Origin of the sequence: Niveispirillum fermenti, from assembly GCF_048066175.1 — a bacterium.
In the GTDB taxonomy this organism is placed as follows: Bacteria; Pseudomonadota; Alphaproteobacteria; order Azospirillales; family Azospirillaceae; genus Niveispirillum; species Niveispirillum fermenti.
This window is the reverse complement of sequence record NZ_JBLTXA010000052.1, coordinates 1-25,872: the sequence shown is the minus strand read 5'-3', so window position 1 is coordinate 25,872 and position 25,872 is coordinate 1. Positions and strand designations below refer to the sequence as shown.

Sequence of the window (25,872 nt, the reverse complement as noted above, 5' to 3'; positions counted from 1 at the left end):
TACACCGCACGTGCGGCGCGGCGGCGCATCGGGGTCGCATTGATCAGGACCATGGGTCCTGATCAATGTAGATACGTATTAGGCCTTCTGCCGGAGAGACTTGCCGGAACCGGGCATTTGGCAGACTTTGTATCCCGACGATCGATCAGCCGGAAAGCGCCATTGCATGGACCCATACCCGAACCCACCCGGCAAGGTGGACGACATCGCCCGGTTGGAAGCGCTCTACGGTCATCCTTCCGCCCCGGCGATTGCCAAGGAAGCCGATCACCTGACCCCCGCCTATCGCGCCTGGGTTGAGGCATCCCCCTTTTTTGCGCTGGGCACGGTGGGGCCGGACGGGCTTGACGTGTCGCCACGCGGCGATGCCGGAAGCTGTATCTTCGTGCGGGATGAACGGACGCTGCTGCTGCCCGACCGGCGCGGCAACAACCGCATCGACAGCCTGCGCAACATCCTGGCCGATCCCCGCGTGGCCTGCATGTTCCTGATCCCGGGTGTGAACGAGGCGCTGCGCATCAACGGCCTGGCGGCTGTCAGCATCGATCCCGGCCTGTGCGCGGAACTGGCGCGGGAAGGACAGGCGCCGCGCAGCGTGGTCTGGATTTCCATCCGCGCCGTCTATTTCCAGTGCGCCCGGTCACTGCTGCGTTCCGACCTTTGGGCGCAAGGGGCGCTGGGCCGGCCGGCCGGCGTGCCCACCCCCGGGCAGATGATCGCCGATGCCAGCCTGGGGCGGGAGGGCGGTGCCGCCTATGATGCAGCCCTGGCCGACCGCCAGCGCAAGACACTGTGGTGACGGGAAGGACGGATAATGTGGACATTTGCGCGCTTGGCGACCGTGACCATCCTGGCCCTGCTTTTCCTGACCCTGCCCATAGTACTGCGCGATGCGGTGCCCGATGCGCTGTTCGAGATGTGGGATGCGCTGGTGAAACCGTTGCGCACACCGGTGAACGGGTTCTGGTGGCAATATTTCAACCGCTATGACCAGCAGCCGCTGTTTCAGCTTTCCAGCCTGCTGACACAGGTCGCCATCCTGACCCTGATGGTGGAGGCGGTACGGTGGCTGTGGCGCCGACGCACCACCTGAAAGCAGCTTGCGATGAGTAGAACTCATCGCAAGCTGGTCCGGCGGCGACTGCCGCCGCGCCGCCCGTGCGGCGCGCCCGAGCCAACGAATGTTGGCGCCGGCGATTGAAGGCGGTGACCAGAGCCAATAGGTTCTGATCACCGCAAAATAGTATGACATCCGTCCGCCCGTCCGGCGAACCGGATCAGCGGCAGCCCGTGCCGCTGATCCAGCCGCCACCCAGCATGCGGTCGCCGTCATAGAACACCGCCGCCTGCCCTGGCGAGATACCATATTGTGCGGTGTCCAGGTCGATCACGGCATTGCCATCCCCATGCAACAGCAGGGTGGCCGCAGCCGGAGCCTGGGCGGAACGCAGCTTGACCGCCACCGGCATGGGCACGCCGGCGGCGGGTGCGCCCAGCCAGTTCACCTCGCGCACCGTCACACGGTCACGGGCCAGCGCCGTGCGCGGCCCGACGATCACCTGATTGGCCACGGGATCGACACGCACGACATAAAGCGGGTCCACATCCTCCCCGCCATCGACACGGCGCCCGCCGATGCCCAGCCCCTTGCGCTGACCGACCGTGTAATGGATCACCCCGTCATGGCGGCCCATGACGGTCCCGTCGACATGCACGATCTGTCCCGGCCGAACGGCACCGGGTCGCATCTTTTCCACCACGCGGGCATAACCCCCGGTGGGAACGAAGCAGATATCCTGGCTGTCGGGCTTGTCGGCCACGGCCAGCCCCAGGGCGTCGGCGATGGCGCGGGTTTCCGTCTTGGGCTTGTCACCCAGCGGAAAACGCAGGAAATCAAGCTGTTCCTGCGTCGTGGCGAACAGGAAATAGGACTGGTCGCGGTGATGGTCTGCCCCGCGCAGCATGGCCGCACGCCCATCGGCGGCAGGCGCGCGGCGGGCATAATGGCCGGTTGCCATGCAATCCGCCCCCAACTCACGCGCCTGATCCAGCAGATCCTTGAACTTGACCGTCTGATTGCAGCGCACGCAGGGGATCGGCGTTTCCCCCTTCAGGTAGGTATCGACGAAATCATCCATCACCGACTGCTTGAACCGGCTTTCATAATCCAGCACGTAATGGGGAATGTCGATCTGGTCGGCAACACGACGGGCATCATAGATGTCCTGCCCCGCACAGCAGGCGCCCTTCTTGCCGACGGTCATGCCATAATCGTAAAGCTGCAGCGTGATGCCGACGACGTCATAGCCTTCACGCTTCAGCATGGCCGCAGCGACGGAACTGTCGACGCCGCCCGACATGGCGACAACGACACGGGTATCGGCCGGGGCCTTATCGATGCCAAGAGAGTTCATGGCCGATATATAGCCGCAAATGCGGTCCTGGCAATCGCGCAAGCCTTGCGGGGCCGCCATTCGCAGCCCACTGGCCCGGGGCGCCCTTCTCGGCTAAAACATTTGTTTGAATGAACGGAGCCAAAGGAGCGTCCAAGTGCCCATCATCAAGGCCAACGGCATCAACATTGCGTGCCGGGACGAAGGACAGGGACCGGCCATTCTGCTCTGCCATGGCTGGCCGGAACTGGGGCATAGCTGGCGGCAACAGGTTCCCGCCCTTGTCGCGGCGGGATATCGCGTCATTGTCCCGGATATGCGCGGCTTCGGCGACACCGACGCGCCGGATGCGGTCGAGGATTACACGATCCTGCATCTGGTCGGCGACATGGTCGGTCTGCTGGATGCGCTGCGGATCGATGCCTGCGCCATCATCGGCCATGATTGGGGGGCGCCCGTCGCCTGGCACGCTGCCCTGATGCGGCCAGACCGGTTCCGTGCCGTGGCCGGCCTGTCGGTCCCCTGGTCGCCGCGCGGTTCCCATGGCAGCCTGGTCGGCATGGCCCGCGCCCAGGGACTGGACCGGTTCTACATGGTCTGGTTCCAGGAACCCGGCGTGGCGGAGGCCGATCTGGAACATGATCCCTATGAAACCCAGCGCCGCCTGCTGGTCGGCGCTTCCGGTGCGGCGGCGGCAAGCGGCGCCGGCTGGCCCCTGATGATCCCGCCGGGCAAGGGCCTGGTCGATGCCTGCCCGCCTGCGGAAAGCCTGCCCCACTGGCTGACGGAAGCAGATATGCAGACCTATGCCGCCACCTATCGCCGCACGGGCTATCGCGGAGGGCTGAACTGGTATCGCAACCTGGATCGCAACTGGGCCCTGACGGCACCCTGGCACGGCGCCCCCATCAAGGTGCCCGCCTGCTTCATCGCCGGCTCGCTGGACGGTGTCCTGCGCATGCCGGGCATGGATAAGGCCATGCGGGCCATGGATGGTGTCACCTGCACCGATTTCCGCGGCTCGACATTGATCAACGGGGCCGGGCATTGGGTGCAGCAAGAAGCGCCTGATGCGGTGAACAGGGCACTGACCATGTTTCTGGCGGGCTTGTGAGGCTGAAGCAAATGACGGAATTTCAGTCACTTGCGGGGCAATGCTATTGCGGTGCCGTGCGTTACCGGGTGACGGACGCCTTTGCCTATGCCGCCAATTGCCATTGTTCCGGCTGTCGCCGCGCCACGGGCTCGGCGTTCAAGCCCTTCGCAGGGATCGAGGCGCGGCACCTGAGCATCACCCAAGGCCAGATACGGATTTACGGCGACGCGCTTTGCCACGACGCCCATTGCCCGACCTGTGGCTCGCTGCTCTATTCCCTGGTGCGCGACGGGGCCTATGTGCATGTCACCCTGGGCACATTGGTTGACACGCCAACCATCCGCCCGACCGAACATATCTTCGTGGGTTCCAAAGCCCCCTGGTACAACATCACCGACAATCTGCCGCAGTTCCAGGAACATCGTCCGTGATTTGCAAAAAGATCGGAGTCCGAATATAAATCGGGACTTCATCCTGGCATGGAGGCATTGTGATCAACGACATGTTTGATCGGTTGAGCGAGCCCGTGGCCAATCGGCTGGCCGATGGGTTCGTGCGGATCGCGGCGGCGTTGAAGGCCAATGAATGGCGTGATGCCACGCCGCATGGGCTGACGGCAACGCAGGCCCGCATCCTGTCGCTGCTGCGGGAGAATCCCGAGGGCCTGCGCCCTGTCGCCATCGCCGCCCGCCTGGGTGTGAAGGCCCCGACAGCCAGCGAGGCGACGACAACCCTGGTGCACAAAGGGCTGGTGCTGCGGACCGCCGCCCCGGATGACGGGCGCGGCCATCTCGTGCTGGCCTCCCCGGCAGGTCTTGCCCTTGCCGACCGTTTCGGCGGCGGACCGCTTTTCCTGATCGATACGCTGGCCGGCCTGCCAGCGGCCGACCAGTTGGCTTTGCTGCGCGTGATGCTGCGCCTCATTCATGGGCTGCAAGGGGAAGGGCATATTTCAATCACTAGAATGTGCTTGAATTGCAAATACTTCCAGCCGAATCTTCATCCTGATTCAGAGCAACCGCATCATTGCCGGTTCGTGGATGCCCCGCTGGGTGACCGACACTTGCGACTGGATTGCCCGGAACAGATACCGGCCCCGCCCGACGTGGCGCAGCAGGTCTGGGCCGATTTCCTGAATGATCATGGAGGGGCGCGATGAACCTTGTCCTGGACCATCTGCTGGTCGGCAGACCACAGCCGCTGGGCGACAGGCAGGCGCTCAGCAGCATCGCCACCCGCCGGCCCGTCACCGCCCCTGTGCGGGCCGGCACGCTGGGTCTGGCCGGCGATGCGGTGGGCGACACGAAGGTGCATGGCGGGCCCGACAAGGCCATCCACCTCTACCCGCGCGACCATTACGCCACCTGGGCCGGCGAACAGCCGGGCATGGCCCCCCATCTGGCCGAACCGGGGGCGTTCGGGGAAAATCTGTCGGTGGCGGGGGTGACGGAAGCCGACGTGTGCCTTGGCGACATCATCGCCATCGGCACGGCACGCCTGCAACTGGCGCAGTCCCGTCAGCCCTGCTGGAAGCTGGGTGTGCGCTTCGGTTTGCCCGCGCTGCCGCGCCTGGTGCAGAAGACCGGGCGGACGGGCTGGTATTACCGCGTGCTGGAGGAAGGCGAGATGCGGGCCGGCGACGCCATCCGGTTGCTGGACCGGCCCAATCCGGCCTGGACCCTGGCCCGTACCCTGCGCGTGCTCTATGTCGACACGCTGGACCAGGCCGCCTTGGCGGAACTGGCGGAACTGAAGGGGGCCAGTGCCGGGTTGCGGCGGCTGGCCGCCAACCGCCTGGCCAACGCCACGGTGGAGGATTGGGAGCGGCGGCTGGGCGGATGACAAGGGCCGCGCACCCTGCCCCGCCGCCATTCCGGATGCTGCGTCAGGCGCTGGTCACCGCCGGTGGCACGACCGGACGCGGCCGCCCCTGCTTGTCCATGGCGACATAGGTGAACACGCCTTCCGTGACCTTGTAGGCGGTGCCGTCCACCCGGCGTACCCACACATCCACGCGGACCCGGACCGATGTATTGCCGACCCGCTCCACCGCGGTATAGCAATTGACCTCGTCGCCGACGGCGATAGGCCGGTGGAACTTCATGGCTTCCACCCCAACCGTCGCCACGGGCCCGCGCGCGACGCGCACGGCGGGGGCTGCACCGGCCAGATCCATCTGCGACATCACCCAGCCGCCGAAGACATCGCCGTTGCCGTTCAGGTCCTTCGGCATCGCGAAGGTGCGCATGGATGGGGCGTCACGGTCGAAATCGGGTATCTTCTCGCTCATCACGTTGCCCTCCCCGGGCAAATATCAAAATGTGGTGGTCTATATCGTTCGGAGACACTGCATCTCCTTGAACCTTGACGTTTCCCCTCCCTATAATGGGGCATGAGCGATCTCTTCCAGAATACCGCCCCTAAGCAGGACAGCTATTCCGCCCAGGACATCGAGGTTCTGGAGGGGCTGGAGCCTGTCCGACGCCGGCCCGGCATGTATATCGGCGGCACGGACGATCGTGCGCTGCATCATCTGGTGGCCGAGGTGCTGGACAATGCCATGGACGAGGCGGTGGCGGGCCATGCCAGCCGTATCGACCTGGACCTTTCGGCCGATGGTACGGTGACGGTGCGCGACAACGGGCGCGGCATCCCGACCGATGAGCATCCCAAATATCCCGGCAAGTCTGCGCTGGAAGTCATCTTCACCACACTGCATTCGGGTGGCAAGTTTTCCGGCAAGGTCTATGCCACATCGGGCGGTCTGCATGGCGTGGGGTCGGCGGTGGTCAACGCGCTCTCCGACCGGCTGCATGTGGAAGTGGCGCGCGACCGACAGCTTTGGACCCAGACATTTTCCCGGGGGCTGCCGCTGGCGCCGCTGGCCCATGCCGGCACGGTGCAGAACCGGCGCGGCACGACCGTCAGCTTCCATCCGGATGCGGAGATTTTCGGGGCGGAGGCTCGGTTCAAGCCGGAACGGCTTTACCGTCTGGCCCGATCCAAGGCCTATCTCTATCGCGGGGTGGAAATCCGGTGGTCATGCGACACGTCGCTGATTACGACGGAAAGCGGCATCCCGGCGGCGGAGGTGCTGCATTTCCCCAATGGGCTGCTCGACTATCTGACCGCCACCTTGAAGGCGCGGGCCACCGTGACGCCCCAGCCCTTTGCCGGGCAGGCGGATTTCCCCGGTGATGCCGGGCGCGTGGAATGGGCCATCGCCTGGCCAGAGGATGACGAGGGCTTCAGCCACACCTACTGCAACACCATTCCCACGCCCCAGGGGGGCACGCACGAACTGGGGCTGCGCGGCGCCCTGACACGTGCCATCAAGTCCTATGGCGACATGCTGGGCAACAAGCGGGTGTCGAACATCACGGCCGATGACGTGATGGAGGGCGCGACGATCCTGCTTTCCGTCTTCATCCGGGAACCGCATTTCCAGGGTCAGACCAAGGAACGACTGGTCAGTGCCGACGCGCAGAAGCTGACCGACGCCGCCATCAAGGATCATTTCGACCATTGGCTGTCCGGTTCACCCGACGCGGCCAAGGCCCTGATCGAACGATTGATCGAAAAGGCCGACGAGCGCGCCCGGAAGCGTGCGCAGAAGGAGATGGCGCGCAAGACGCCGACCCGCCGCCTGCGCCTGCCCGGCAAGCTGGCCGATTGTTCGCGCCAGAGCGCGGAAGATACCGAAATCTTCATCGTGGAGGGCGATTCGGCCGGTGGTTCGGCCAAACAGGCCCGTTCGCGTGAGACGCAGGCCATCCTGCCGTTGCGCGGCAAGATCCTGAATGTCGCCTCGGCCAGTGTGGACAAGCTGCGCGGCAACCAGGAACTGGCCGATCTGGCCCAGGCGCTGGGTTGCGGCACGGGCAAGGAGTTCAGCCTGGACAAGCTGCGGTACGAGCGCGTGATCATCATGACGGACGCCGATGTGGACGGCGCCCACATCGCCTCGCTGCTGATGACCTTCTTCTATCGCGAGATGCCGGGCCTGATCCAGCATGGCCATCTCTATCTTGCCCTGCCCCCGCTTTACCGGCTGGCCGGCGGCGGCAATGTGCGTTACGCGCGTGACGATGCCCACAAGGACGAGTTGATGAAGACCGTCTTCAAGTCGGTGAAGGGCAAGGTGGAGATCAGCCGGTTCAAAGGCCTGGGCGAAATGCCGCCCGCGCAATTGAAGGAAACGACGATGAATCAGAATAAGCGCACCCTGTTGCGCGTCGTCGTGCCCGACCAACGCGATCCGGACCAGCAGGATGACGTGCTGGCCACGAAATCGCTGGTGGAAAGCCTGATGGGCCGCAAGCCCGAATTGCGCTTCAAGTTCATCACGGAGAATGCGAAGTTCGCGCAGGATCTGGATGTTTGATCCCATGGCCCCGTCCTTGGCACCGGCTTTTCCGGGATGATAAAGAAACCCCCGGCCCAATGGACCGGGGGTGGCGGAAAGCCAAGGGACTTGGGACTTCGCACTTGGGGCCTCTTCAATGAGTCCGCGGCTTGTCGCGTTGCGGCTCATCATCATGGCGTTCCGGCCGGGCCGTCACCGGCTGCTGGGCCGGAATGGGGTCGCTGGCGGGAAACGTATCTTCCAGATCGCGATCCAGTTCGCGCTCCGAGGTCTTGTGGGTATCGTCCGGCGGCCTGGATGGGGATTTCGGGGCCGGGCGAGCAGATGGCTGTGCCATGGCTTCCTCCTTTGTCACGCTTTTCTGTCGGTCAGCGGGGCAAGGCTCCGTTACATCCAGTAAGGCGGGACGTTGTAGTAGGTGAAGACCATGTCGCGCCAGCGACGGTCATCCTTGCCAAGCTCGGCCGGCGTGTAGGACGGGGCTTCCTCCAGGCGCGCCTTTGCCAGCGGCACCACATAGCCCTCACGTTCCGTGTCGTAGGTCAGCACCGACCAGGGCAGCGGATGGTAACGCTCCCCCATGCCGAGGAAGCCACCGAAGCCCATGATGGCATAGGCGACACTGCCGGTGCGCTTGTTCAGCATGATGTCGTCGACATGGCCGATCTTTTCGCCCTCCGAACTATAGACATCGGTGCCGTTCACCTTCGTGGCACTGATGCAGACAGCGGATTCGTTGCGTTCGACATTGCTGGTGGCCATTTTTCCACTCCATATTCCGTCGTGGGTTACGTGGAAATAACCCGTGGGCGGCGGAAAGGTTCCCCGCCCGAAAGCAGTACACCGGAGAAGGATGCACCGCTGTCGGCAGGGTTTACGAATTGGAAAAACAAGGGCAGGCAGTCATCAGCCGCCCTGCTGGGCCATTTGCTCGTCGCGCTTACGGGCCTTTTCCTGGCGGGCATGATAGATGCCGGCACAGATGATGCCGACCGCGACAATGCCCACGACGATGGTGGCCAGCGCGTTCACCTTGGGGCTGAGGCCGAGCCGCACGGAGGAGAAGACGATCTGCGGCAGTGTCGTGGAACCGGGCCCCGAAACGAAACTGGCAACGACAAGATCATCCAGCGACAAGGTGAAGGCCAGAAGCCAGCCGGAAACGATGGCCGGGGCGATCAGCGGCAGGGTGATGACGAAGAACACCTTGGCCGGACGGGCACCCAGGTCCATCGCCGCCTCTTCCAGGCTGGCATCCATCGAGACGAGACGAGACTGCACCACCACCGTGACGAAGGACATGGTGAAGGTGATATGGGCCAGGATGATGGTCAGCATGCCGCGTCCGGCCGGCCAGCCGAACATCTGCTCCATGCTGACGAACAGCAGCAGCAGTGACAGGCCCAGAATGACCTCCGGCATGACCAGCGGCGCCGACACCATACCCGAAAACAGCGCCCTGCCCTTGAAGCTCCCGAACCGGGCCAGCATCATGCCGGCCAGCGTGCCCAGCACCACCGCCACCGAGGCGGAGATGAAAGCCACCTGCACCGACAGCCAGGCCGCCGACAGCAACTGTCTGTCGCGCATCAACTCGCCATACCAGCGGAAGGAAAATTCGCTCCACACCGAAACCGACCGGTTGTCGTTGAACGACAGAATGACCAGCAGGATGATCGGGATATAGAGGAACAGCAGGCCGACAACGAGGCCAACGCGCAGGAACCAGGATTTCGGCATCAGCGCTGTTCCCCCTGTTTGCCCTGCACATTCTGGAAGAGCATGATCGGCACCACCAGGAACAGCAGCAGGGCGACCGCCACGGCCGAGGCCAGCGGCCAATCGCGGTTGTTGAAGAACTCCGTCCACAGCGTGCGGCCGATCATCAATGTGTCCGGCCCCCCCAGCAGCTCAGGGATGACGAACTCGCCCGTGGCCGGAATGAAGACCAGCAGCGAGCCGGCGATCATGCCCGGGATCGATAGCGGCAGCGTGATGGTCAGAAACGCCTTCCATGGCGGGCAGCCAAGGTCGGCCGCCGCCTCCAGCAACGTATTGTCCATCTTCTCCAGCGTCGCGTACAGCGGCAGGATCATGAACGGCAGATAGGAATAGGTGATGCCGATATAGGTCGCCACCGGGGTGTAGAGAATCTGGATCGGCTGGTCGATGATGCCCAGCCACATCAGGAAATTGTTCAGCACCCCGTTATTCGACAGGATGCCGATCCAGGCATAGACCCGGATCAGGAAGCTGGTCCAGAATGGCAGGATGATCAGCATCAGCAGCGGCGCACGCCATTTCGGATCGGCCCTGGCGATGGCATAGGCCACCGGATAGCCGAGCAGAAGACAGCAGACCGTGGAAATGAAGGCGATCTTCAGGCTGTTGAGATAGGCAATGACATAGAGATTATCTGTCACCATATAATGAAAATTATAGAAGGTGACAGTGATCTGATACTTGAGGTCCCCCACCGCCTCGACCAGCGGCGTGAAGGGCGGTATCGCCATCTGGCCCTCGGCCAGCGCGATCTTCAGCACGATCAGGAACGGGATCAAGAAGAACAGCAGCAGCCAGGCATAGGGCACGGCGATGACCAGCGCCCGCCCCGACAGGCCGATACGCTGCAACAGGCCCAGAAAGCCCGTGTGGCGCATTTCGCTTTGGACCGTTTCGGCCATGGATCAGCCCCCTTCCCGCCCGTCAGTTGGTCAGCACGCTGCCGGCGAAGGGTCGCCATGTCAGATGGACCCGGTCTTCCCAGGTGATGGGCATTTCTGTGCGGCGCGTGACCATCGGGGCCGTCACACGCACGCGCTTGCCCGTATCCAGCTCGATCTCGTAGATGGAGACATCGCCCAGATAGGCGATTTCCTTCACCACCCCGACGGCCCGGTTACGACCGTCGCCACCGGGGGGTTCATCCTTGGAGATGGTAACCTTCTCCGGCCGCACCGCCACCCAGCATTCCGTGCCGGGCGCCAGATGGCCGGGATGGCTGACATACAGGTCGCAATCGGCCTCGTCGGACCGGATCAGCGAATGATCGGGCTCCGACTCCAGCACGCGACCATGGAACATGTTGACAGACCCGATGAATTCCGCCGTGAACCGGCTGTTCGGATATTCATAGATTTCCGTCGGCGTGCCGATCTGGGCGATATAGCCCCTGTTCATCACGGCAATCCGTGATGACATCGTCATGGCCTCTTCCTGGTCATGGGTGACGACGACGAAGGTGATGCCCACTTTTTCCTGGATATTCACCAGTTCGAACTGTGTCTGTTCGCGGAGTTTCTTGTCGAGCGCGCCCAGCGGTTCATCCAGCAGCAGCAGCTTGGGCCGCTTCACCAGGGCGCGGGCGAGGGCCACGCGCTGGCGCTGGCCGCCGGAAAGCTGGTGCGGCTTGCGTTTGCCAAACTGGGAAAGCTGCACGAGGTTCAAGGCTTCGGCCACCCGATCGCGGACCTCTGCCGCCGGTACCCTGTCCTGATGCAGGCCGAAGGCGATGTTGCCTTCCACGCTCATGTGTGGAAACAGGGCATAGGACTGGAACATCATGTTCACGGGCCGCTCATAGGGCGGCACGTTCGACATGTCCACGCCATCAATGAATATCCTGCCCTCGGTCGGGCGTTCAAAACCGGCGAGCATGCGCAGCAGCGTCGTCTTGCCCGAGCCGGACCCGCCCAGCAGGGAAAAGAACTCCCCCCGGTAAATGGAAAGCGACACGTCATCGACGGCTGTGAAATCGCCGAACTTCTTGGTCACCTTTTCGATACGGACATAAGGCTTCTCATTCGGGTCCCGCCAAGGTTCCAGCTTGGTCTGGGTCCGCGAGGGCTGTGCCGTGGCCATGTCCTTATCTGCCCCTGTCCAGTTGCCATCATCGGTTGGGTGCGCACCGTTTCACGCACCGCACAATCCTACACGCGAGACAGGGCGCACGGATAGGGGGAGCATGGCCCGACCGGCTTTTTTCGGGCAATCCCCTACTGGGCCGGCGGAAATTCCGGCCGGGACGCAGGGTCCGTGACCTTGTAAAGCATGGTGCTGATCCGGGACCACTTGCCGTTGCTGAAGGTTTCCGCCTGGCTGGTCATCACATCACCGGATAGGGTCATGGTGGACCTGATCTTGCTGAAATGGGGGTGGTTGGTCACGTCCTCCTCCATGACAAGGCGACCATGGCGTTCCACACAGACACGGCCCTGCGTGCGCAGGCCGGACAGCGAGACATATTGGGAAACCAACGCACCGGTGTCGGCGTCGCGCAGGATCAGGGTTTCCCCGCCATGCGGCCCCGGCCCGGGCCCGCCGCTCAGCAGCATATGGGTGATACGAATGGCCCGTTTCCCCAGCGCCCATTCCCATGCGGCCACATCGATCAGGGCGCTTCCCTGCTCCTCCCCCCCCCGCCTGAGCTCCTCCCCCCGCCAGGTCTTTCCCACGAATTCGGCGACAAGGTCGAACGGGTCCTGTTCGCCGGCCACCGGACAGGGCCGGGCAATGGCCGAGCCGGGCAGGAAAGCCATGAGAGCCAGAGCAGACAGGGTCATTTTCGCAAGGCGCCGCATGTGGATATCCATCCGGGACTACAAATCTATTCAGAGATAACTATATCGTAATACATATATAACGGGAATATTGTCTATGTCTAATGTTGGGCGCCCGCTATCACAGGAACAAGGCGGGGTCCGCCGGCTCAATCTGCGATGCCTTCTCCTGATCTCCTTCCCCCTTGCCTTTCCCATTGCCCTGCCGCGTCCCTGCCCCTACACTCAAACAAGCGTTTGAGATACCCGGTCCATCGACCGGTCACTATAGAATGTCCGGCATGGCCGGCGATAAGGGTGGGAGGGAACATCATGACGGCACGGATGCAGGGCAAGGTCGTCCTGGTCACCGGTGGCGCATCGGGCATTGGCCTGGCGACGGCGCGGACACTGGTGCGTGAAGGTGCCCGCGTTACGATCACGGACCGCAATGTCGCGGGCGGGGAAGCGGCGGCGGCCGAACTGGGCGAAAGCGCGGAGTTCCTGGTCCAGGACGTGACGCGGGAGGACCGCTGGATCGAGGTGATCGACCATATCACGGCCCGTCACGGACGCCTGGACGGGCTGGTCAACAATGCCGGCTGCGGCTCCCTGCGGAATATCGAGGAAGAGACGCTGGAGGGCTGGCGCTTCGTCCATGCGGTGAACACCGAATCGGTCTTTCTCGGCTGCAAGCATGGGGTCCGGGCCATGAAGCACACGGGCGGCGGGTCCATCGTCAACGTGTCGTCCGTGGCCGGCCTGGTGGGCGCGCCGGACCTGCCCGCCTATTGCTCATCGAAGGGGGCCGTGCGGCTGCTGACCAAGTCGGTGGCCATGTGGTGTGCGCAGCAGAAATACGAGATCCGCTGCAATTCCATTCACCCGTCCTTCCTGCAGACCCCGATGGTCCAGTCGATGATCGACATCGCCCCGGACGGGGAAAAGATGCGCCGCCGGCTGGAGCGCACCTCCCCCCTGGGCCGCATGGGTCAGCCGGAGGATGCGGCCAACATGATCCTGTTCCTGCTGTCCGACGAGAGCCCCTTCCTGACGGGGGCGGAATTTGTCGTCGACGGTGGCGCCACGGCGCAGTGACACCCCACAACCTTCAAGGAATTTCCTTCATGACCACGCATCCACTGTTCGACCTGTCGGGCAAGGTGGCGCTGATCACCGGCTCCTCCCGTGGGATCGGCAAGTCGATCGCCCAGGAATATGCCCGTGCCGGGGCCAAGGTCGTCATTTCCTCGCGCAAGATGGACGCCTGCGTCGCCGTCCGGGACGAGATCAACGCGGCCGGCGGCGACGCCATCGCCGTCCCCTGCAATATCAGCCGCAAGGAAGATCTCCAGTCCCTGGTCGACACGACGATCGGTCAATGGGGCCGGATCGACATCCTGGTCGCCAATGCCGCCATCAACCCGGTCTATGGCCCCCTGAACAGCGTCTCCGACGATGCCTGGGACAAGATCATGGGCAGCAACCTGCGCAGCACCTGGTGGCTGTGCAACATGGTGTTGCCGGGCATGGCGGAGCGCAAGGACGGCAGTGTCATCGTGCTGTCCTCCATCGCGGGGCTGCGGGGCAATCCCGTCATCGGCGCCTACGGCGTTTCCAAGGCCGCGGAGACAGCGCTGGTCCGCAATCTGGCCGTGGAATATGGGCGGGCCAACATCCGGGTGAATGCCATCGCCCCCGGCATCATCGAGACAGACTTCGCCAAGGCTCTGACCGACAATCCCGACATTGCCAAGGCTGTCATGCGCCGCGCGCCGCTGGGCCGGTTCGGTCGCCCGCACGAGATCGCGGGCGTGGCGCTGATGCTGGCCGCTCCGGCCGGTGCCTTCGTCACGGGACAGGTGCTGGTTGCCGATGGCGGCGCCACCATCGCCGATCCCACCATCATCTGATCGGAAAGGGTAACCGGAGATGAGTGAGACGCAGGGGGCCGCCGTCCTGATCGACGTGCTGCCGCAACACCGGTTCGACGAGGCGGCACTGACCCGCTATCTGGCCGGGCATCTGGATGGATTCCAGTTGCCGGCCGCGGTCCAGCAGTTCCAGGGCGGCCAATCCAACCCCACCTTCCTGGTCACCGACGCGGCTGGCCGGCGCTATGTGCTGCGCAAGAAGCCGCCGGGCAAGCTGCTGCCCAGCGCGCATCTGATCGAACGGGAGTTCCGCGTCATGCGGGCGCTGGCCGGCACGGACGCGCCGGTGCCCGTCGTGCGGCTGATGTGCGATGAGCCCGAGATCATCGGCACCTCGTTCTATGTCATGGACCATATCGATGGCCGCGTGCTGTCAGACGTGGCGCTGTCGGGCTTCACGCCGGATGAACAGGCCGCCATCTACGACAGCATGAACAAGACATTGGCAGCCCTGCACAAGGTGGATTGGCAGGCGGCCGGGCTGGCTGATTTCGGCAAGCCGGAAAATTACATCGCGCGGCAGGTGGAACGCTGGTCCAAACAATATCAGGCCGCCAAGGGCGACAGCGACATTCCCGCCATGGACCGGCTGATGGCGTTTCTGCCCCGCGCCCTGCCGGCGGGGGAGGAAACGACGATCGCCCATGGCGATTTCCGTCTGGGCAACCTCATGCTGCACAAGGACGAGCCCAAGGTCGTCGCCATCCTGGATTGGGAACTGGCCACGCTGGGCCATCCCTTGTCCGACCTGGCCTATAATTGCATGGCTTGGCACCTGCCGGCCGGGATCAAGCAGTTTCCCGGATTACGGGGCGTGGATATTGCGGGCACGGGCATCCCGTCGGAAGCCGACTATGTGGCGGATTATTGCCGGCGGACGGGGCGGTCGGGCATTCCCGACTGGCCCTATTACCTGGCCTTCGCCTTTTTCCGCATCTCATCAATCTGTCAGGGCGTCTATGCCCGCGCGCTGGCCGGCAATGCCGCCGATCGCAAGGCCCTGGCCTATGGAGAGGTTGCCCGCGCCGCAGCGGAAACGGGCTGGTCCTTCGTGTCGGACCGGACCTGACGGGAACGTCAAGCCAGGGTCCGGGGCAGGCGGCCGATGCCCCCTGCCCCGGACCCGGCCCGGTATCAGAACCTGGCCTTCAATTCCAGGCCCCAGGTCCGCGGGGCCGCCTTGGTCGTGAAATTGAAGACGGTGGTATTGGGAACGACCAGTACCACACCGTCGACATTGTACCGTTTGTCGAACAGGTTGCGGGCGAACAGCGTGGCGCCCCAGCGCTCATTCTCGATGCCCAGTCGGGCATTGACGAGATTGATGGCCGGCCGTTCGGTGCCAGGCGTGTTCAGTGTGTCATAGAACATCGGGCCCGTGCGGTTATATTCGACACGCGCCAGCATGTCGTAATCGCCCGTCACCGGCGTCGTATATTGTCCGCCCAGCATCAGATCGTACTTGGCCGTGAAGGGGAAGCGGTTGCCCACCGTCTGGGGCAGTTCGGCATTCGCCTTGATCTCGCTGTCCAGGTAGCCATAGCCGAAGAACAGGTCCAGCCCCTCGGCCACGCGGGCCACGCCGTCCACCTCAAAGCCCTTGATATCGTTGCGATCCACGATGGAGATCACGCGCGACAGGGAGAAGGGGAAGAATTGGAAGAAATGCGCGTTCTCCACCTTCGTCGTGAAGGCCGCCAGATTGAGGGTCAGGCGTCCATCCAGCAGGCGGGTCTTGACCCCGGCCTCATAGGAAACAGAGGTCTCCTTGTCGAAGGCATCCTGCACCGTGGTGTTGGTCACGCCATCGACATTGATGATGTTGAAACGGCTGCCCAGCGGGTTGAAGCCGCCGGACCGGAAACCCTCGCCATAGGTGGCATAGACGGACACTTCCTCACTGGCGTTCCAGCGCAGGGAGACGCGGGGCTGAAGGTCGCTGAAATTCTCCTTGCGCACCAGCCCTTCCACATTGGGGATGGGGGAGTAGGCGGCCGGGGTCAGATTCTCGGATGACCGATTCTCCTTGTCGTAGCGCAGGGCGGTGGAGATTTCCAGGTCGGGCGTTATGTCATAAGCCAATTGTCCGAACAGGGCCCATGCCTTGTTGGCATTGTCGGTCCAGGTAACGGCAACAAGCGGGTTCTCCGGCCCGCCCAGCGGGTTGGCGACCACGACACCCTGCCCCAGATCGTCACCGCGGTTCAGCACGACCTCGCGGTTGAACTCGATATAATAGGCACCAGCGATGTAGCGCAGCCGGTTCTCACCGGGAGAGGTGAAGCGCAATTCGAAGGACGTATCGTCCTGATTGCGTTCCTGATACTGCGTCCCGTCACGCAGGGTCGGGCCATAGCCTTCATAAAGGCTGGGATCGGTGAAGAAATCGCCGGGCGCCGGCGCACCGGGGAACGGCACGCCGAACAGGGCCAGGTCCACCGCCCCCTCGCCGCCCATATTCTCCTTCAGATCATGATAGGCGGCCGTGAAGCTGAGCGTACCCGCTTCCGACGTCCAGTCGATCTTCGATGCGAAGTCGAAACGCTTCTGGTTGTTGAAGCTTTCGACATTGCCGGAATAGGGGATGGAAGTGTCCGTGATGTCCACGCCATTCTCGAACCCCGGCGTGCCCGCCGTCTGGTTGTTGAAATTGAAGGCATAGCCATCGATCTCGGCATAGCCAACCGACAGATCGACCTCGATATTCTCCGTGGCCTTGTAGACAAAACGGCCGCGCAACTGCCCCTCGCTGAACCCATCCTCCTTCTTGTTCAGCGTGACATTGTCATAATAACCTTCGCGATCCTTATAGACTGCCGTGATGCGGCCATAGAGCCGGTCTTCCACCAGCGGGCCGCCGACATAGCCGCTCAGCTTGTATTCGTTGCCGGCAAACTCATAACCGGCCCGTACCTCTCCCTCCGGCGTGTCACCGGGCTTCTTGGTGGAAACAAGGATGGCGCCACCCACGGCATTGCGGCCATAGATGGACCCCAGCGGGCCCTTGATCACCTCGATCTGCTCAATATCAACCATTTCCTGGTTGAAGGCGCTGGGGTTTGGCACCAGCACCCCGTCCAGCACATAGGCGAAGGGGGGCTCGGTATCACGCGGCTGGATGACGCCGCGGATATGCACCTGCGTTTCACCGACATTGGTTGTCTGAAGGAAACTGACATTCGGGGTCAGGGACAGAAAGTCCGCAGGGCCGGTGATGCCCGCCTTCTCAATCGTGTCCGCCGTGAAGGCCGATACCGCCACGGGGGTCTCGCGCGCCGTCTCGTTGCGCTGGCGCGCGATCACCACGATCTCTTCCAGCATGCCCGGGTTGCCTGCCGCCGCGGCGCTGCCCTGGGCCATGGCCACAGGGTTGAATACAATCATTGGCGCTGATAATGCCGAACTGCAAAGCAGGGCGGGCAAGAAACGTCCGTTCCGCATCACGTGTTCTCCGCTGTTCTAGTCATTTTGCTTGATTTTCTGGGGGATCGGAAAGGGATCGCCCCCACGCGCTTCACCTGAAATCATATAGGAGATCGCCCGGTCAGCAAGGGGCTGATTTGGTTATTGTATACTTAAACATAAGGTGTGATGTGAATGACGCGCCTGATAAGCGCAGGCCGGCCGCCCTTTGGAAAGGCGGCCGGCAACTGTCTGACCGTTCCGTCACGGCCCAGGCCAAGCGGATCGCATACAATCGACGGTGTAGGCGACGGGAGGTGGCGTGCGTCAGGTGGCCGACGCCACGCTTTCCTGCAGGGCCGGATCCCGCGGCGGCGGCAATCCCGTTTCCGTCTGGCAACGATCGCGCAGTTCCTCGATCCCTCCCCCGAAATCGAACAGGCCCACATCGCCGCGCGCCTTGGCCAGCCTTTCACGCAGACCGGCCGTCGCCGTGGTATCGACCGTGCCGTCAGCCGCCAGGACGACGCCATAACGCGCCGCACCATCCATCGTGACCAGGCCCCGCTTGACATCGGCAGCCACCAGGGACGGGTCGCGGGCCAGCGGGTCACCCCAGCCGCCGCCGCCCCAGGTATCGAAGACCAGCAGGTCGCCGGGGCGAACCTGCACATCATCGATCTTGGCGGCCAGCACGACCTGTTCACCATTGGCGCGGACCAGCATGCGGCGCGAACGCCAACCCGGCTCCCCGCCATTCACCCCCCAGGGATAGGTGAACCAGCGGTCGTCATGAATGGCAATGGCACCGGGCTCCAGGAAGCGATAGGCGATACGCACTCCGTTGCCGCCGCGATGCAGACCGGCACCGCCGCTGTCGGGAATGGTCTCGTACCGTTCGATACGCAGCGGGAAATAGGCTTCCAGGAACTCGTTGGGCACATTCGTGAAATTGGGCCACAGGGAATGGCCGTCCGGACCATCGCCGAACGGCCGGCCGGGAATGCCGCCGAAACCGATCTGGAAAAGCTGGTAATATTTCCCGGACCCGCGATAGGTGCCCGACAGCATCAGGTGCGGGGAGGAGGAGAAGCCGGCGGCGTTCAGGAATTCCGGCGTCCTCTGGCCCAGCAGCGCACCCAGCACGTCGAACACGCGGCCGATGCCATGCGTGCGGCAGGACAGCGCCGCCGGATATCTCGGCTTCAGCAGCGACCCTTCCGGGATGCGCGTTTCGACCAGGTCATAGAAGCCGTCATTGAACAAAATCTGGGGATCGAAGACCATGATCATGTAGATGCCGAAGAACATCTTCAGCATGTTTTCATTCAGGTAGAAATTGATCGAGCTTTCCGACTGGGGAGAGGTGCCCTCCCAGTCAAGGATAACCTTGTCCCCTTCCCGCCACATGGTGGCTTTCAGCTTGTAGGGACCATAGCCGCGGCCATCGTCGCAGATGTAATCCTCGAAGCTGACCTTGTCGGTGCTGATCGAGCTTTCGATCAGCCGGGCCATGGCGCGGCGGTTGCGGGCCAGCAACTCATCGGTGGCGGACACAAACATGTCGGTGCCGAACCGGTGGCAAAGCTCGCCCACACGCCGGGCCGCGATGCGGCAGGACGCGATGATGGCATTCAGGTCCGACCGGCACCAGTCGCGGGTGCGGGTATTGTTCAGCACCAGTTCCAGCAGATCCTCGTTCAACACGCCCTTGCGGAACAGCTTTACGGGCGGGATGCGGATGCCTTCCTGGAAGATGGAGGTGGCGTCGGTGGGCAGCGAGCCCGGCACCTTGCCGCCGACATCGGTCTGATGGCCGAAATGGCAGGTCCAGGCCACAAGCCGTCCGTCCTTGAACACGGGCAGGATCACCAGCCAGTCGTTCAGGTGGCTGATGGCGCCTTCCACCGAATAGGGGTCGGACAGCCAGATGACGTCCCCTTCCTCGATGGCGCCCTTATAGTTCTTCAGGAACCCGCCGAGGAAGGAGCCGAACTGCCCCACCACCATCTTGCCTTCATGGTTGGCGATCAGGGGGAAGGCGTCGCCCTGCTCACGGATGCCCGGCGACATGGCCGTCCGGAACAGGGTGGCGTCCATTTCGGTGCGCGCGTTACGCAGCGCGTTTTCGATGATGTCCAGCGTGATCGGGTCGACAGCGACCTTCTGGAACGGGGTCGGGTTGGTCTCGATGATCTTGGCAACCATGGGTCTGTCCCTTTTTCCAGAACGGGCGTCAGTGGGCAGCGGCGGGGCGGATCAGGATCAGCCCGTAATCGTCGACCTCGGCCACATGGTCGGGCAGCAACACCGTCGTGCTGTCCATCTCGGCGATGATGGCAGGGCCCGTCACACGGTCGCCGGCCCTCAGCCGCGCCCGGTCATAGATGACGGCCGGGTGTTCCCGCCCGTCGGCCCACATCATATGGTCGCGCACACGCGCGGCCGCGGGGTCGCCATCGCCGCGCGGCAGCTTCTCCAGCCGGATGGCCGACGCCTTGCCCAGGGCCGTGACGCGCACAGTCACCAGTTCGCGGTCGGATTCCAGACAGAAGGTGAAAAGCCGTTCATGCTCCTTGTCGAACGCCGCAGCCAGGCTTTCCAGCCCGCCGGTCTCGAACCCATCCAGCGACAGGGGCAGCGATACCTCGAACGCCTGGCCGGAATAACGCACACCCGCCTCGAACCCGATCTCCTGGTCCGTCTCCGGCACACCCTCGGCCAGCAGTTCCCTGACAACGGCCGCCTTCAGTTCGCGCAGCACGGCCGCCACGGCATCGTTGCCGATTTCGGCAAATGGCTTGCCGATGGACCGGGCGCGTTCCGACCGCAGCCTTGTCGTGGCGTCGCCGAAGGCACACAGTACGCCAGGGCTGGGCGGCACGATGACGGGCCAGCTTCCCAGCAGACGACCCAGTGCATTGGCGTGCAGCGGTCCGGCCCCACCGAAGGCCACCAGCGCGAAATCACGCGGATCGTAACCCTGCTGGACGGAAATAAGGCGCAGGGCGCCCATCATCGTTTCATTGGCGATGGAATAGATGCCGTGAGCCGCCTCCGCCAGGCCGATCCCCAGCGTGTCGGCAATGGCCTGGACCGAGGCCGCCGCCGCCGGCCGGTCCAGATGCATGGCCCCGCCCAGCAGCTCCTCCGGCAGATAACCCAGCACGACATTGGCATCGGTCACCGTGGGCTTGTCGCCGCCACGCGAATAGCAGACTGGACCCGGCACGGCGCCGGCCGATGCCGGGCCGACGCGCAGGGCCCCCGTCAGGTCCGGCACGAACGCGATGGACCCGCCGCCGGCCCCCACGGTCCGGATGTCGAGCGAGGTGGCACGCACCTTAAGGTCGCCGCATTCGGTCTCCCGCGCCAGGCGTGGCTCGCCATTCTCGATCAGGGCCACGTCGGTGGAGGTGCCACCGACATCGACGGTCAGCAGGTTCCTGTATCCCGACTTGCCGCAGACCCACAGCGCACCGGCCACACCGCCGGCCGGACCGCTCATCAGCAGGTTGACGGGATGGTCCTGCGCCTTCTCGAAGCTCATCAGCCCGGCGTCGGAGCGCAGCAGGTTCATCTGCCCGTTCATGCCGGCCCTGTTCAACTCCGCCTTCAGGTTGCGCACGTAATTGGCGACGCGGGGACGGACATAGGAATTGGCGACCGTTGTCAACGCACGCTCATACTCCTGCATTTCCGGCAGCACCTCCGACGACAGGGAGATGGGCAGCGCGGGGAAGACCTCGCGCGCGATCTCGCCCGCGCGGCGCTCATGCACATCATTGCGATAGGCGTTGATGAAGGCGATGGTCAGCGCCTCGATCCCCTCCCCCTTCAACCGCTCCAGAGCGACACGCAGCGCCCCCTCATCCAGCGGGGTGACGATGGAACCATCCGCCCCGATGCGCTCCGGCACCTCCACCGTGCATTCCAGGGGGGCGATCAGGGGGGGCTTGTTCCAGACGATCCAGCCGGCCAGACCACCGGGCACGAAACTGCGCGCGATATGCAGCACCTGACGATATCCGTCCGTCGTCACCAGGCCCACACGGGCGCCGGTGCCGGTCAGCACGGTGTTGGTGGCCACCGTTGTGCCATGCATGAAAAGCTGAACATCGGCTGGATCGATGCCGGCCTTGGCACAGATCTTCAAGGTGCCGTTGACGACGGCGACGGACGGATCATGCGGCGTGGACGGGACCTTGTCGCGGAAGGTCTCTCCCGTGCCGTCTTCGATCAGCAGAAGGTCCGTGAAGGTCCCTCCCACATCCACGCCAAGCCTGTAAGCCATAAAAAATCTCCTGTTCCCGATGATTTTCTGCTTTGTCCCGGCGCGGTTATATCCGGCCGTTTATGAGGCCCGGGCCGCCGGCGGAAAGATGCCGGCGCGGCCCAGCATGGCCGGATTAGGACGTCCGATGACGCCTTCCAGCCATTTCGCCGCCTCTATCGCGGCCGGCAGTTGCACGCCGGTCGCCACCTTCATCCGGTCCAGCATGTAGACCAGATCCTCTGTCGGAATGTTGCCCGTCGCCGCGGGCGCGAAGGGACAGCCGCCGATCCCCCCCAGCGAACTGTCCAGCACCGTCACGCCGGCCTGAACGGCCGCATAGGCGTTGGCGATGCCGGTGTTGCGGGTATTGTGGAAATGGGCGCGCAGGCGGATGCCCGGCAGGGCGGCGGCCACCGCGCCAAACCGCTCAAACACGTCAGCGGGGCTGGCCACGCCGATCGTGTCGGCCAGCGCGATCTCATCCGTGCCATGTTCGGCCGCGCGCCGGGCGATCTCCACGACCCGCGCGACAGGCACCTCCCCCTCGAACGGGCAACCGAAGGACGCACCGATGGTGACACTGGTCGGCACCCCGGCGGCACGAGCGGCCGCCGCCACCTCCGCCCAATCCTTCAATGTTTCCAATGTAGGGGAACCGTTGTTGCGCTGGGAGAAGGTGTCGGAGGCGACCAGCACATAGTTCACCTCTCCCACCCCGGCCGCCAGGGCACGGTCGAAACCGCGGCCGTTCAGCGCCAGCCCGATATAGGAGACGCCATTGTCCCGCGGCAGCGCGGCCAGCACCGCCTCGGCGTCGGCCATCTGCACGACCCGACGGGGATTGACGAAGCTCGTCACTTCGATCCGGCGAAGCCCGGCGGCGATGGCCCGCCGGATCAGTTCCACCTTGTCCTCGGTGGAGACCAGAACGGCTTCGTTCTGCAGCCCGTCACGCGGGCTGACCTCCACGATCTCGATCGACGCGACCATCGGCATCATCCTGTAAGCGCGCTTGTCGGCGCGGGGTGGACCGCGCGGGATTGAACGCGAATCCCGTTTCTTCTGTATACAAACATGGTTTGCGAAGGCCGGGCAAGCGCTATTTGCACGGTCAAAATACTGAACCTTACCGCCCAAGGCGCGCTTGCAAAGACCAAGGATAGTATGCATTCTTTCCTTCAATGGCGCATTCTCGCCCTGTTTGGAAGCGCCACACCCAAAAGAACAATGTATACATAATGCAGGAGTGTCACAGTGACCGACCAAGCCATGGAAACCAATGCCACGGGACAGGTCGCCCAGCGCCAGGGCCCCCTGACGGATCTGCGCGTGATCGAGATGGGCCAATTGCTGGCCGGCCCCTTCTGCGGCCAGTTACTGGCCGATTTCGGGGCGGAGGTGATCAAGCTTGAGCAGCCGGGTGCTGGCGATCCCATGCGCGAATGGGGGCGGGAGAAGCCGCATGGCAAGTCACTCTGGTGGCCCGTGGTGGCGCGTAACAAGAAGTCGGTGACCCTGAACCTGCGGGACAAGGTGGCCCAGCAGATGGTCCGCGACCTGGTGGCCCAGTCCGACATCCTGGTGGAGAATTTCCGCCCCGGGACCATGGAGCGCTGGGGCCTGGGCTATGACGTGCTGTCGAAGATCAATCCCAGGCTGGTGATGGTGCGCGTCACGGGCTTCGGCCAGTCCGGCCCCTATTCCGCGCAGGCTGGTTACGGCTCTATCGGCGAGGCGATGGGCGGGCTGCGTTATGTCGTGGGTGACCCGTCGACGGCGCCGTCGCGCATGGGCATTTCCATCGGCGACAGTCTGGCCGCCACCTATGCCGCGCTGGGCGCGCTGATGGCCATCCATGCGCGCGAGCGCACGGGGCGTGGCCAGGTGGTGGACAGCGCCATCTATGAGGCCGTGCTGGCCATGATGGAAAGCCTGGTCACCGAATATGACCAGACCGGCTATGTGCGCGAGCGCACGGGTCCGATCCTGCCCAACGTGGCGCCCAGCAATGTCTATCCCACGCGCGACGACCAGATGATCCTGATCGCCGCCAACCAGGACACGGTGTTCAAGCGCCTGGCCGAGGCGATGGAGCGGCCGGAACTGGCCACCGACCCGCGCTATGCCACCCATTCGGCACGCGGGGCCGTACAGCAGGAACTGGACGACCTGATCAGCGACTGGAGCCGCACCATCGATGCCGGCCCGCTGCTGGAACGCATGGAAAAGCATGGGGTGCCGGCGGGCCGCATCTATCGCGCGCCGGAAATGATGGTCGATCCGCATTTCCAGGCCCGGCAGAACATCATCAAGGTGGCCCATCCCGTCTTCGGGAAGCTGGCCATGCAGAACGTGGCACCGCGCCTGTCCGATACACCGGGCGGCGTGGTGCATGCCGGCCCCGAACTGGGCCAGCACACGCAGGAGATATTGGGCGGCATCCTGGGCCTGGACGCCGCCCGGCTGGCTGAATTGAAGGAAGCGGGGATCATCTGAACCATGGCCAAGGATCTGGATACCGATTACGCACAGGCGGGCTTCGGCAACCGGCTGGGCTGGGGCCAGCGCCCGGCCCTGCTGATCATCGACTTCGTGAAGGCCTACCTGGACCCAGCCTGCCCGCTTTATGCCGGGGTGGAAAAGACCCGCGATGCCGCCGCCGACCTGCTGTCCGCCGCGCGGGCGGCCGGCATACCCGTCATCCATACCAACGTGGCCTACACGCCGGGCGGCATGGATGGCGGCATCTTCTTCCGCAAGGTGAAGGCGCTATCCTGCTTCGAACGCGGCCTGCACCCGCAATGGGCCGCCTTCGCCGACGGGCTGGAACCGGCGGACGGCGAACCTGTGGTCACCAAGCAATATGCCAGCGCCTTCTTCGGCACCTCCCTGGCATCCACTCTTGCGGCCAATGGCATCGACACGGTACTGATCGCCGGCCTGTCCACGTCCGGCTGTGTGCGGGCATCGGCGCTGGATGCCTGCCAGAACGGCTTCATACCGTTGGTGGTGCGTGACGCCGTGGGTGATCGGGATTCCCGCGTGCATGAGGCGAACCTGTTCGACCTCAACGCGAAATATGCCGATGTGATCCACCTGGCGGAAGCGATCGACCATCTGGCCGCGCGCGGAAGGCCGGGATGAACGCGGCGGCCAGGGCCTACCAGTCCATCCGGGACATGATCCTGGACGGAACCCTGCCGCCGGGCAGCCGGCTGAAGGAAGAGGAACTGGCCGACCGGGTCGGCGTCAGCCGCACCCCCATCCGTGAGGCGCTGCGCCGGCTGGTGTCGGAAGGCCTGGCCGGACGGCCCGAGCGGGGCGGCGGCGCGCTGGTGCCCGACCTGTCATTCGACGAGTTGGAGGAGAAGTTCCACCTGCGCGGCATGCTGGAGGCCCAGGCCGCGACCCTGGCGGCAACCCGCATCGGCGGGGCGGAGGTTGATCGCCTGCAGGAACTGGCCGACAGGATGGAAACCTGCGTCGCCCACAAGGGCAGCGGCTATATCGGCCTGAACGCCGATTTCCACGGTACGATCCTGTCGGCAGCCGGCAGCCGGCTGCTGCAACGGCTGATGCCGCATGTGGTGGAAATGCCGGTGGTCCACCGAACCTTCCACGCCTATGACCGGTCCGCCCTGGAACGCAGCAACCAGCATCACCGCGAACTGGTCGCGGCCCTGCGGCTGCACGACCCGCAATGGGCCGCCCATGTCATGCGTTCCCACATCGCCAATGCGTGGCATAGCTGGGCCGCTGGCATGCGTCCTCCGACCGGATGACGCGGATAGTCCCTCATACCAGATCCCGGTGAGTGCAACTCACCGGGATCTGGCACGGCGGCGACCGCCGCCGTGCGCCATCTGG

The 25,872-nt window shown here is 64.1% G+C and carries 25 protein-coding genes; 13 read left to right on the top strand and 12 right to left on the bottom strand.

Annotated features, from left to right (window positions below; all coding sequences use genetic code 11):
- Positions 1–166: 166 nt before the first annotated feature.
- Positions 167–799, top strand: a complete 633-nt coding sequence (locus tag ACM9LZ_RS24250) for a pyridoxamine 5'-phosphate oxidase family protein (RefSeq protein ID WP_416622103.1) — start codon at positions 167–169, stop codon at positions 797–799.
- A gap of 15 nt (positions 800–814) precedes the next feature.
- Positions 815–1,093: a hypothetical protein gene (locus ACM9LZ_RS24245; protein ID WP_416622102.1), complete on the top strand. Its 279-nt coding sequence runs from the start codon at positions 815–817 to the stop codon at positions 1,091–1,093.
- 184 nt (positions 1,094–1,277) lie between these two features.
- Here ACM9LZ_RS24245 and mnmA read toward each other — a convergent pair whose 3' ends face one another.
- Positions 1,278–2,414: a tRNA 2-thiouridine(34) synthase MnmA gene (gene mnmA / locus ACM9LZ_RS24240; protein ID WP_416622101.1), complete on the bottom strand. Its 1,137-nt coding sequence runs from the start codon at positions 2,412–2,414 to the stop codon at positions 1,278–1,280.
- A 136-nt stretch (positions 2,415–2,550) separates the two neighbouring features.
- Here mnmA and ACM9LZ_RS24235 point away from each other — a divergent pair, with 136 nt between their 5' ends.
- The 4 genes from ACM9LZ_RS24235 to ACM9LZ_RS24220 all read left to right on the top strand — a co-directional run bounded on the left by ACM9LZ_RS24235 (position 2,551) and on the right by ACM9LZ_RS24220 (position 5,331).
- Positions 2,551–3,507 (top strand): alpha/beta fold hydrolase, encoded by a 957-nt coding sequence (locus tag ACM9LZ_RS24235; protein WP_416622100.1) that lies wholly within the window; start codon positions 2,551–2,553, stop codon positions 3,505–3,507.
- A gap of 11 nt (positions 3,508–3,518) precedes the next feature.
- The gene (locus ACM9LZ_RS24230; protein WP_416622099.1) at positions 3,519–3,920 is read left to right on the top strand and encodes a GFA family protein; all 402 of its coding nucleotides are present in this window, start codon (positions 3,519–3,521) and stop codon (positions 3,918–3,920) included.
- Positions 3,921–3,991: 71 nt separating this feature from the next.
- Positions 3,992–4,648 carry a MarR family winged helix-turn-helix transcriptional regulator gene (locus ACM9LZ_RS24225; RefSeq protein ID WP_416622098.1) on the top strand — a complete coding sequence of 219 codons (657 nt, stop codon included), beginning with the start codon at positions 3,992–3,994 and terminating at the stop codon, positions 4,646–4,648.
- Entirely contained in the window at positions 4,645–5,331 is a 687-nt protein-coding gene (locus tag ACM9LZ_RS24220; RefSeq protein WP_416622097.1) for an MOSC domain-containing protein, read from the top strand. Before ACM9LZ_RS24225 ends, ACM9LZ_RS24220 begins: the two co-directional genes overlap by 4 nt.
- A 43-nt stretch (positions 5,332–5,374) precedes the next feature.
- Here the strand turns inward: ACM9LZ_RS24220 and ACM9LZ_RS24215 are convergent, their stop codons facing one another.
- Complete coding sequence (locus tag ACM9LZ_RS24215; protein ID WP_416622096.1) at positions 5,375–5,779, bottom strand: acyl-CoA thioesterase; 405 nt, start codon at positions 5,777–5,779, stop codon at positions 5,375–5,377.
- A 102-nt stretch (positions 5,780–5,881) separates the two neighbouring features.
- On the opposite strand from ACM9LZ_RS24215, the gene parE reads away from it, so the two are divergent.
- Positions 5,882–7,873 (top strand): DNA topoisomerase IV subunit B, encoded by a 1,992-nt coding sequence (parE, locus tag ACM9LZ_RS24210; protein WP_416622095.1) that lies wholly within the window; start codon positions 5,882–5,884, stop codon positions 7,871–7,873.
- A 115-nt stretch (positions 7,874–7,988) separates the two neighbouring features.
- On the opposite strand, the gene ACM9LZ_RS24205 is transcribed toward parE, so the two are convergent.
- The 6 genes from ACM9LZ_RS24205 to ACM9LZ_RS24180 form a co-directional block, all read right to left on the bottom strand.
- Positions 7,989–8,192 (bottom strand): hypothetical protein, encoded by a 204-nt coding sequence (locus ACM9LZ_RS24205; RefSeq protein WP_416622094.1) that lies wholly within the window; start codon positions 8,190–8,192, stop codon positions 7,989–7,991.
- 50 nt (positions 8,193–8,242) lie between these two features.
- Positions 8,243–8,617 (bottom strand): PRC-barrel domain-containing protein, encoded by a 375-nt coding sequence (locus ACM9LZ_RS24200; RefSeq protein WP_416622093.1) that lies wholly within the window; start codon positions 8,615–8,617, stop codon positions 8,243–8,245.
- Positions 8,618–8,761: 144 nt separating this feature from the next.
- Complete coding sequence (locus ACM9LZ_RS24195; protein ID WP_416622092.1) at positions 8,762–9,595, bottom strand: ABC transporter permease subunit; 834 nt, start codon at positions 9,593–9,595, stop codon at positions 8,762–8,764.
- Positions 9,595–10,515 (bottom strand): ABC transporter permease subunit, encoded by a 921-nt coding sequence (locus ACM9LZ_RS24190; RefSeq protein WP_416622104.1) that lies wholly within the window; start codon positions 10,513–10,515, stop codon positions 9,595–9,597. Before ACM9LZ_RS24190 ends, ACM9LZ_RS24195 begins: the two co-directional genes overlap by 1 nt.
- Positions 10,516–10,561: 46 nt before the next feature.
- A complete protein-coding gene (locus ACM9LZ_RS24185; protein ID WP_416622091.1) occupies positions 10,562–11,716 on the bottom strand; it encodes an ABC transporter ATP-binding protein in 1,155 nt (384 codons plus the stop codon).
- A gap of 134 nt (positions 11,717–11,850) precedes the next feature.
- Positions 11,851–12,417, bottom strand: coding sequence for a hypothetical protein (locus ACM9LZ_RS24180; RefSeq protein ID WP_416622090.1), 567 nt, complete (start codon positions 12,415–12,417; stop codon positions 11,851–11,853).
- A 309-nt stretch (positions 12,418–12,726) separates the two neighbouring features.
- Here ACM9LZ_RS24180 and ACM9LZ_RS24175 point away from each other — a divergent pair, with 309 nt between their 5' ends.
- The 3 genes from ACM9LZ_RS24175 to ACM9LZ_RS24165 are packed head-to-tail and all read left to right on the top strand — an operon-like array spanning position 12,727 to position 15,396.
- Complete coding sequence (locus tag ACM9LZ_RS24175) at positions 12,727–13,491, top strand: glucose 1-dehydrogenase (RefSeq protein ID WP_416622089.1); 765 nt, start codon at positions 12,727–12,729, stop codon at positions 13,489–13,491.
- Between the two features lie 29 nt (positions 13,492–13,520).
- Positions 13,521–14,306 carry an SDR family NAD(P)-dependent oxidoreductase gene (locus ACM9LZ_RS24170; RefSeq protein ID WP_416622088.1) on the top strand — a complete coding sequence of 262 codons (786 nt, stop codon included), beginning with the start codon at positions 13,521–13,523 and terminating at the stop codon, positions 14,304–14,306.
- A gap of 19 nt (positions 14,307–14,325) precedes the next feature.
- A complete protein-coding gene (locus ACM9LZ_RS24165) occupies positions 14,326–15,396 on the top strand; it encodes a phosphotransferase (protein WP_416622087.1) in 1,071 nt (356 codons plus the stop codon).
- A gap of 65 nt (positions 15,397–15,461) precedes the next feature.
- Here ACM9LZ_RS24165 and ACM9LZ_RS24160 read toward each other — a convergent pair whose 3' ends face one another.
- From ACM9LZ_RS24160 to ACM9LZ_RS24145, 4 genes are all read right to left on the bottom strand, one after another.
- Positions 15,462–17,711 carry a TonB-dependent receptor gene (locus ACM9LZ_RS24160; protein WP_416622086.1) on the bottom strand — a complete coding sequence of 750 codons (2,250 nt, stop codon included), beginning with the start codon at positions 17,709–17,711 and terminating at the stop codon, positions 15,462–15,464.
- A 345-nt stretch (positions 17,712–18,056) separates the two neighbouring features.
- On the bottom strand, positions 18,057–19,937 hold the full coding sequence (locus tag ACM9LZ_RS24155; protein ID WP_416622085.1) for a hydantoinase B/oxoprolinase family protein: 1,881 nt from the start codon (positions 19,935–19,937) through the stop codon (positions 18,057–18,059).
- A gap of 28 nt (positions 19,938–19,965) precedes the next feature.
- Positions 19,966–22,023 carry a hydantoinase/oxoprolinase family protein gene (locus tag ACM9LZ_RS24150; protein WP_416622084.1) on the bottom strand — a complete coding sequence of 686 codons (2,058 nt, stop codon included), beginning with the start codon at positions 22,021–22,023 and terminating at the stop codon, positions 19,966–19,968.
- 60 nt (positions 22,024–22,083) lie between these two features.
- Complete coding sequence (locus ACM9LZ_RS24145; protein WP_416622083.1) at positions 22,084–22,995, bottom strand: hydroxymethylglutaryl-CoA lyase; 912 nt, start codon at positions 22,993–22,995, stop codon at positions 22,084–22,086.
- Between the two features lie 264 nt (positions 22,996–23,259).
- Between ACM9LZ_RS24145 and ACM9LZ_RS24140 the strand changes: the two genes are divergently transcribed.
- The 3 genes from ACM9LZ_RS24140 to ACM9LZ_RS24130 are packed head-to-tail and all read left to right on the top strand — an operon-like array spanning position 23,260 to position 25,787.
- The gene (locus tag ACM9LZ_RS24140) at positions 23,260–24,501 is read left to right on the top strand and encodes a CaiB/BaiF CoA transferase family protein (RefSeq protein ID WP_416622082.1); all 1,242 of its coding nucleotides are present in this window, start codon (positions 23,260–23,262) and stop codon (positions 24,499–24,501) included.
- A gap of 3 nt (positions 24,502–24,504) precedes the next feature.
- The gene (locus tag ACM9LZ_RS24135) at positions 24,505–25,149 is read left to right on the top strand and encodes an isochorismatase family protein (RefSeq protein ID WP_416622081.1); all 645 of its coding nucleotides are present in this window, start codon (positions 24,505–24,507) and stop codon (positions 25,147–25,149) included.
- Positions 25,146–25,787, top strand: a complete 642-nt coding sequence (locus ACM9LZ_RS24130; protein ID WP_416622080.1) for a GntR family transcriptional regulator — start codon at positions 25,146–25,148, stop codon at positions 25,785–25,787. Before ACM9LZ_RS24135 ends, ACM9LZ_RS24130 begins: the two co-directional genes overlap by 4 nt.
- Positions 25,788–25,872 lie beyond the last annotated feature (85 nt).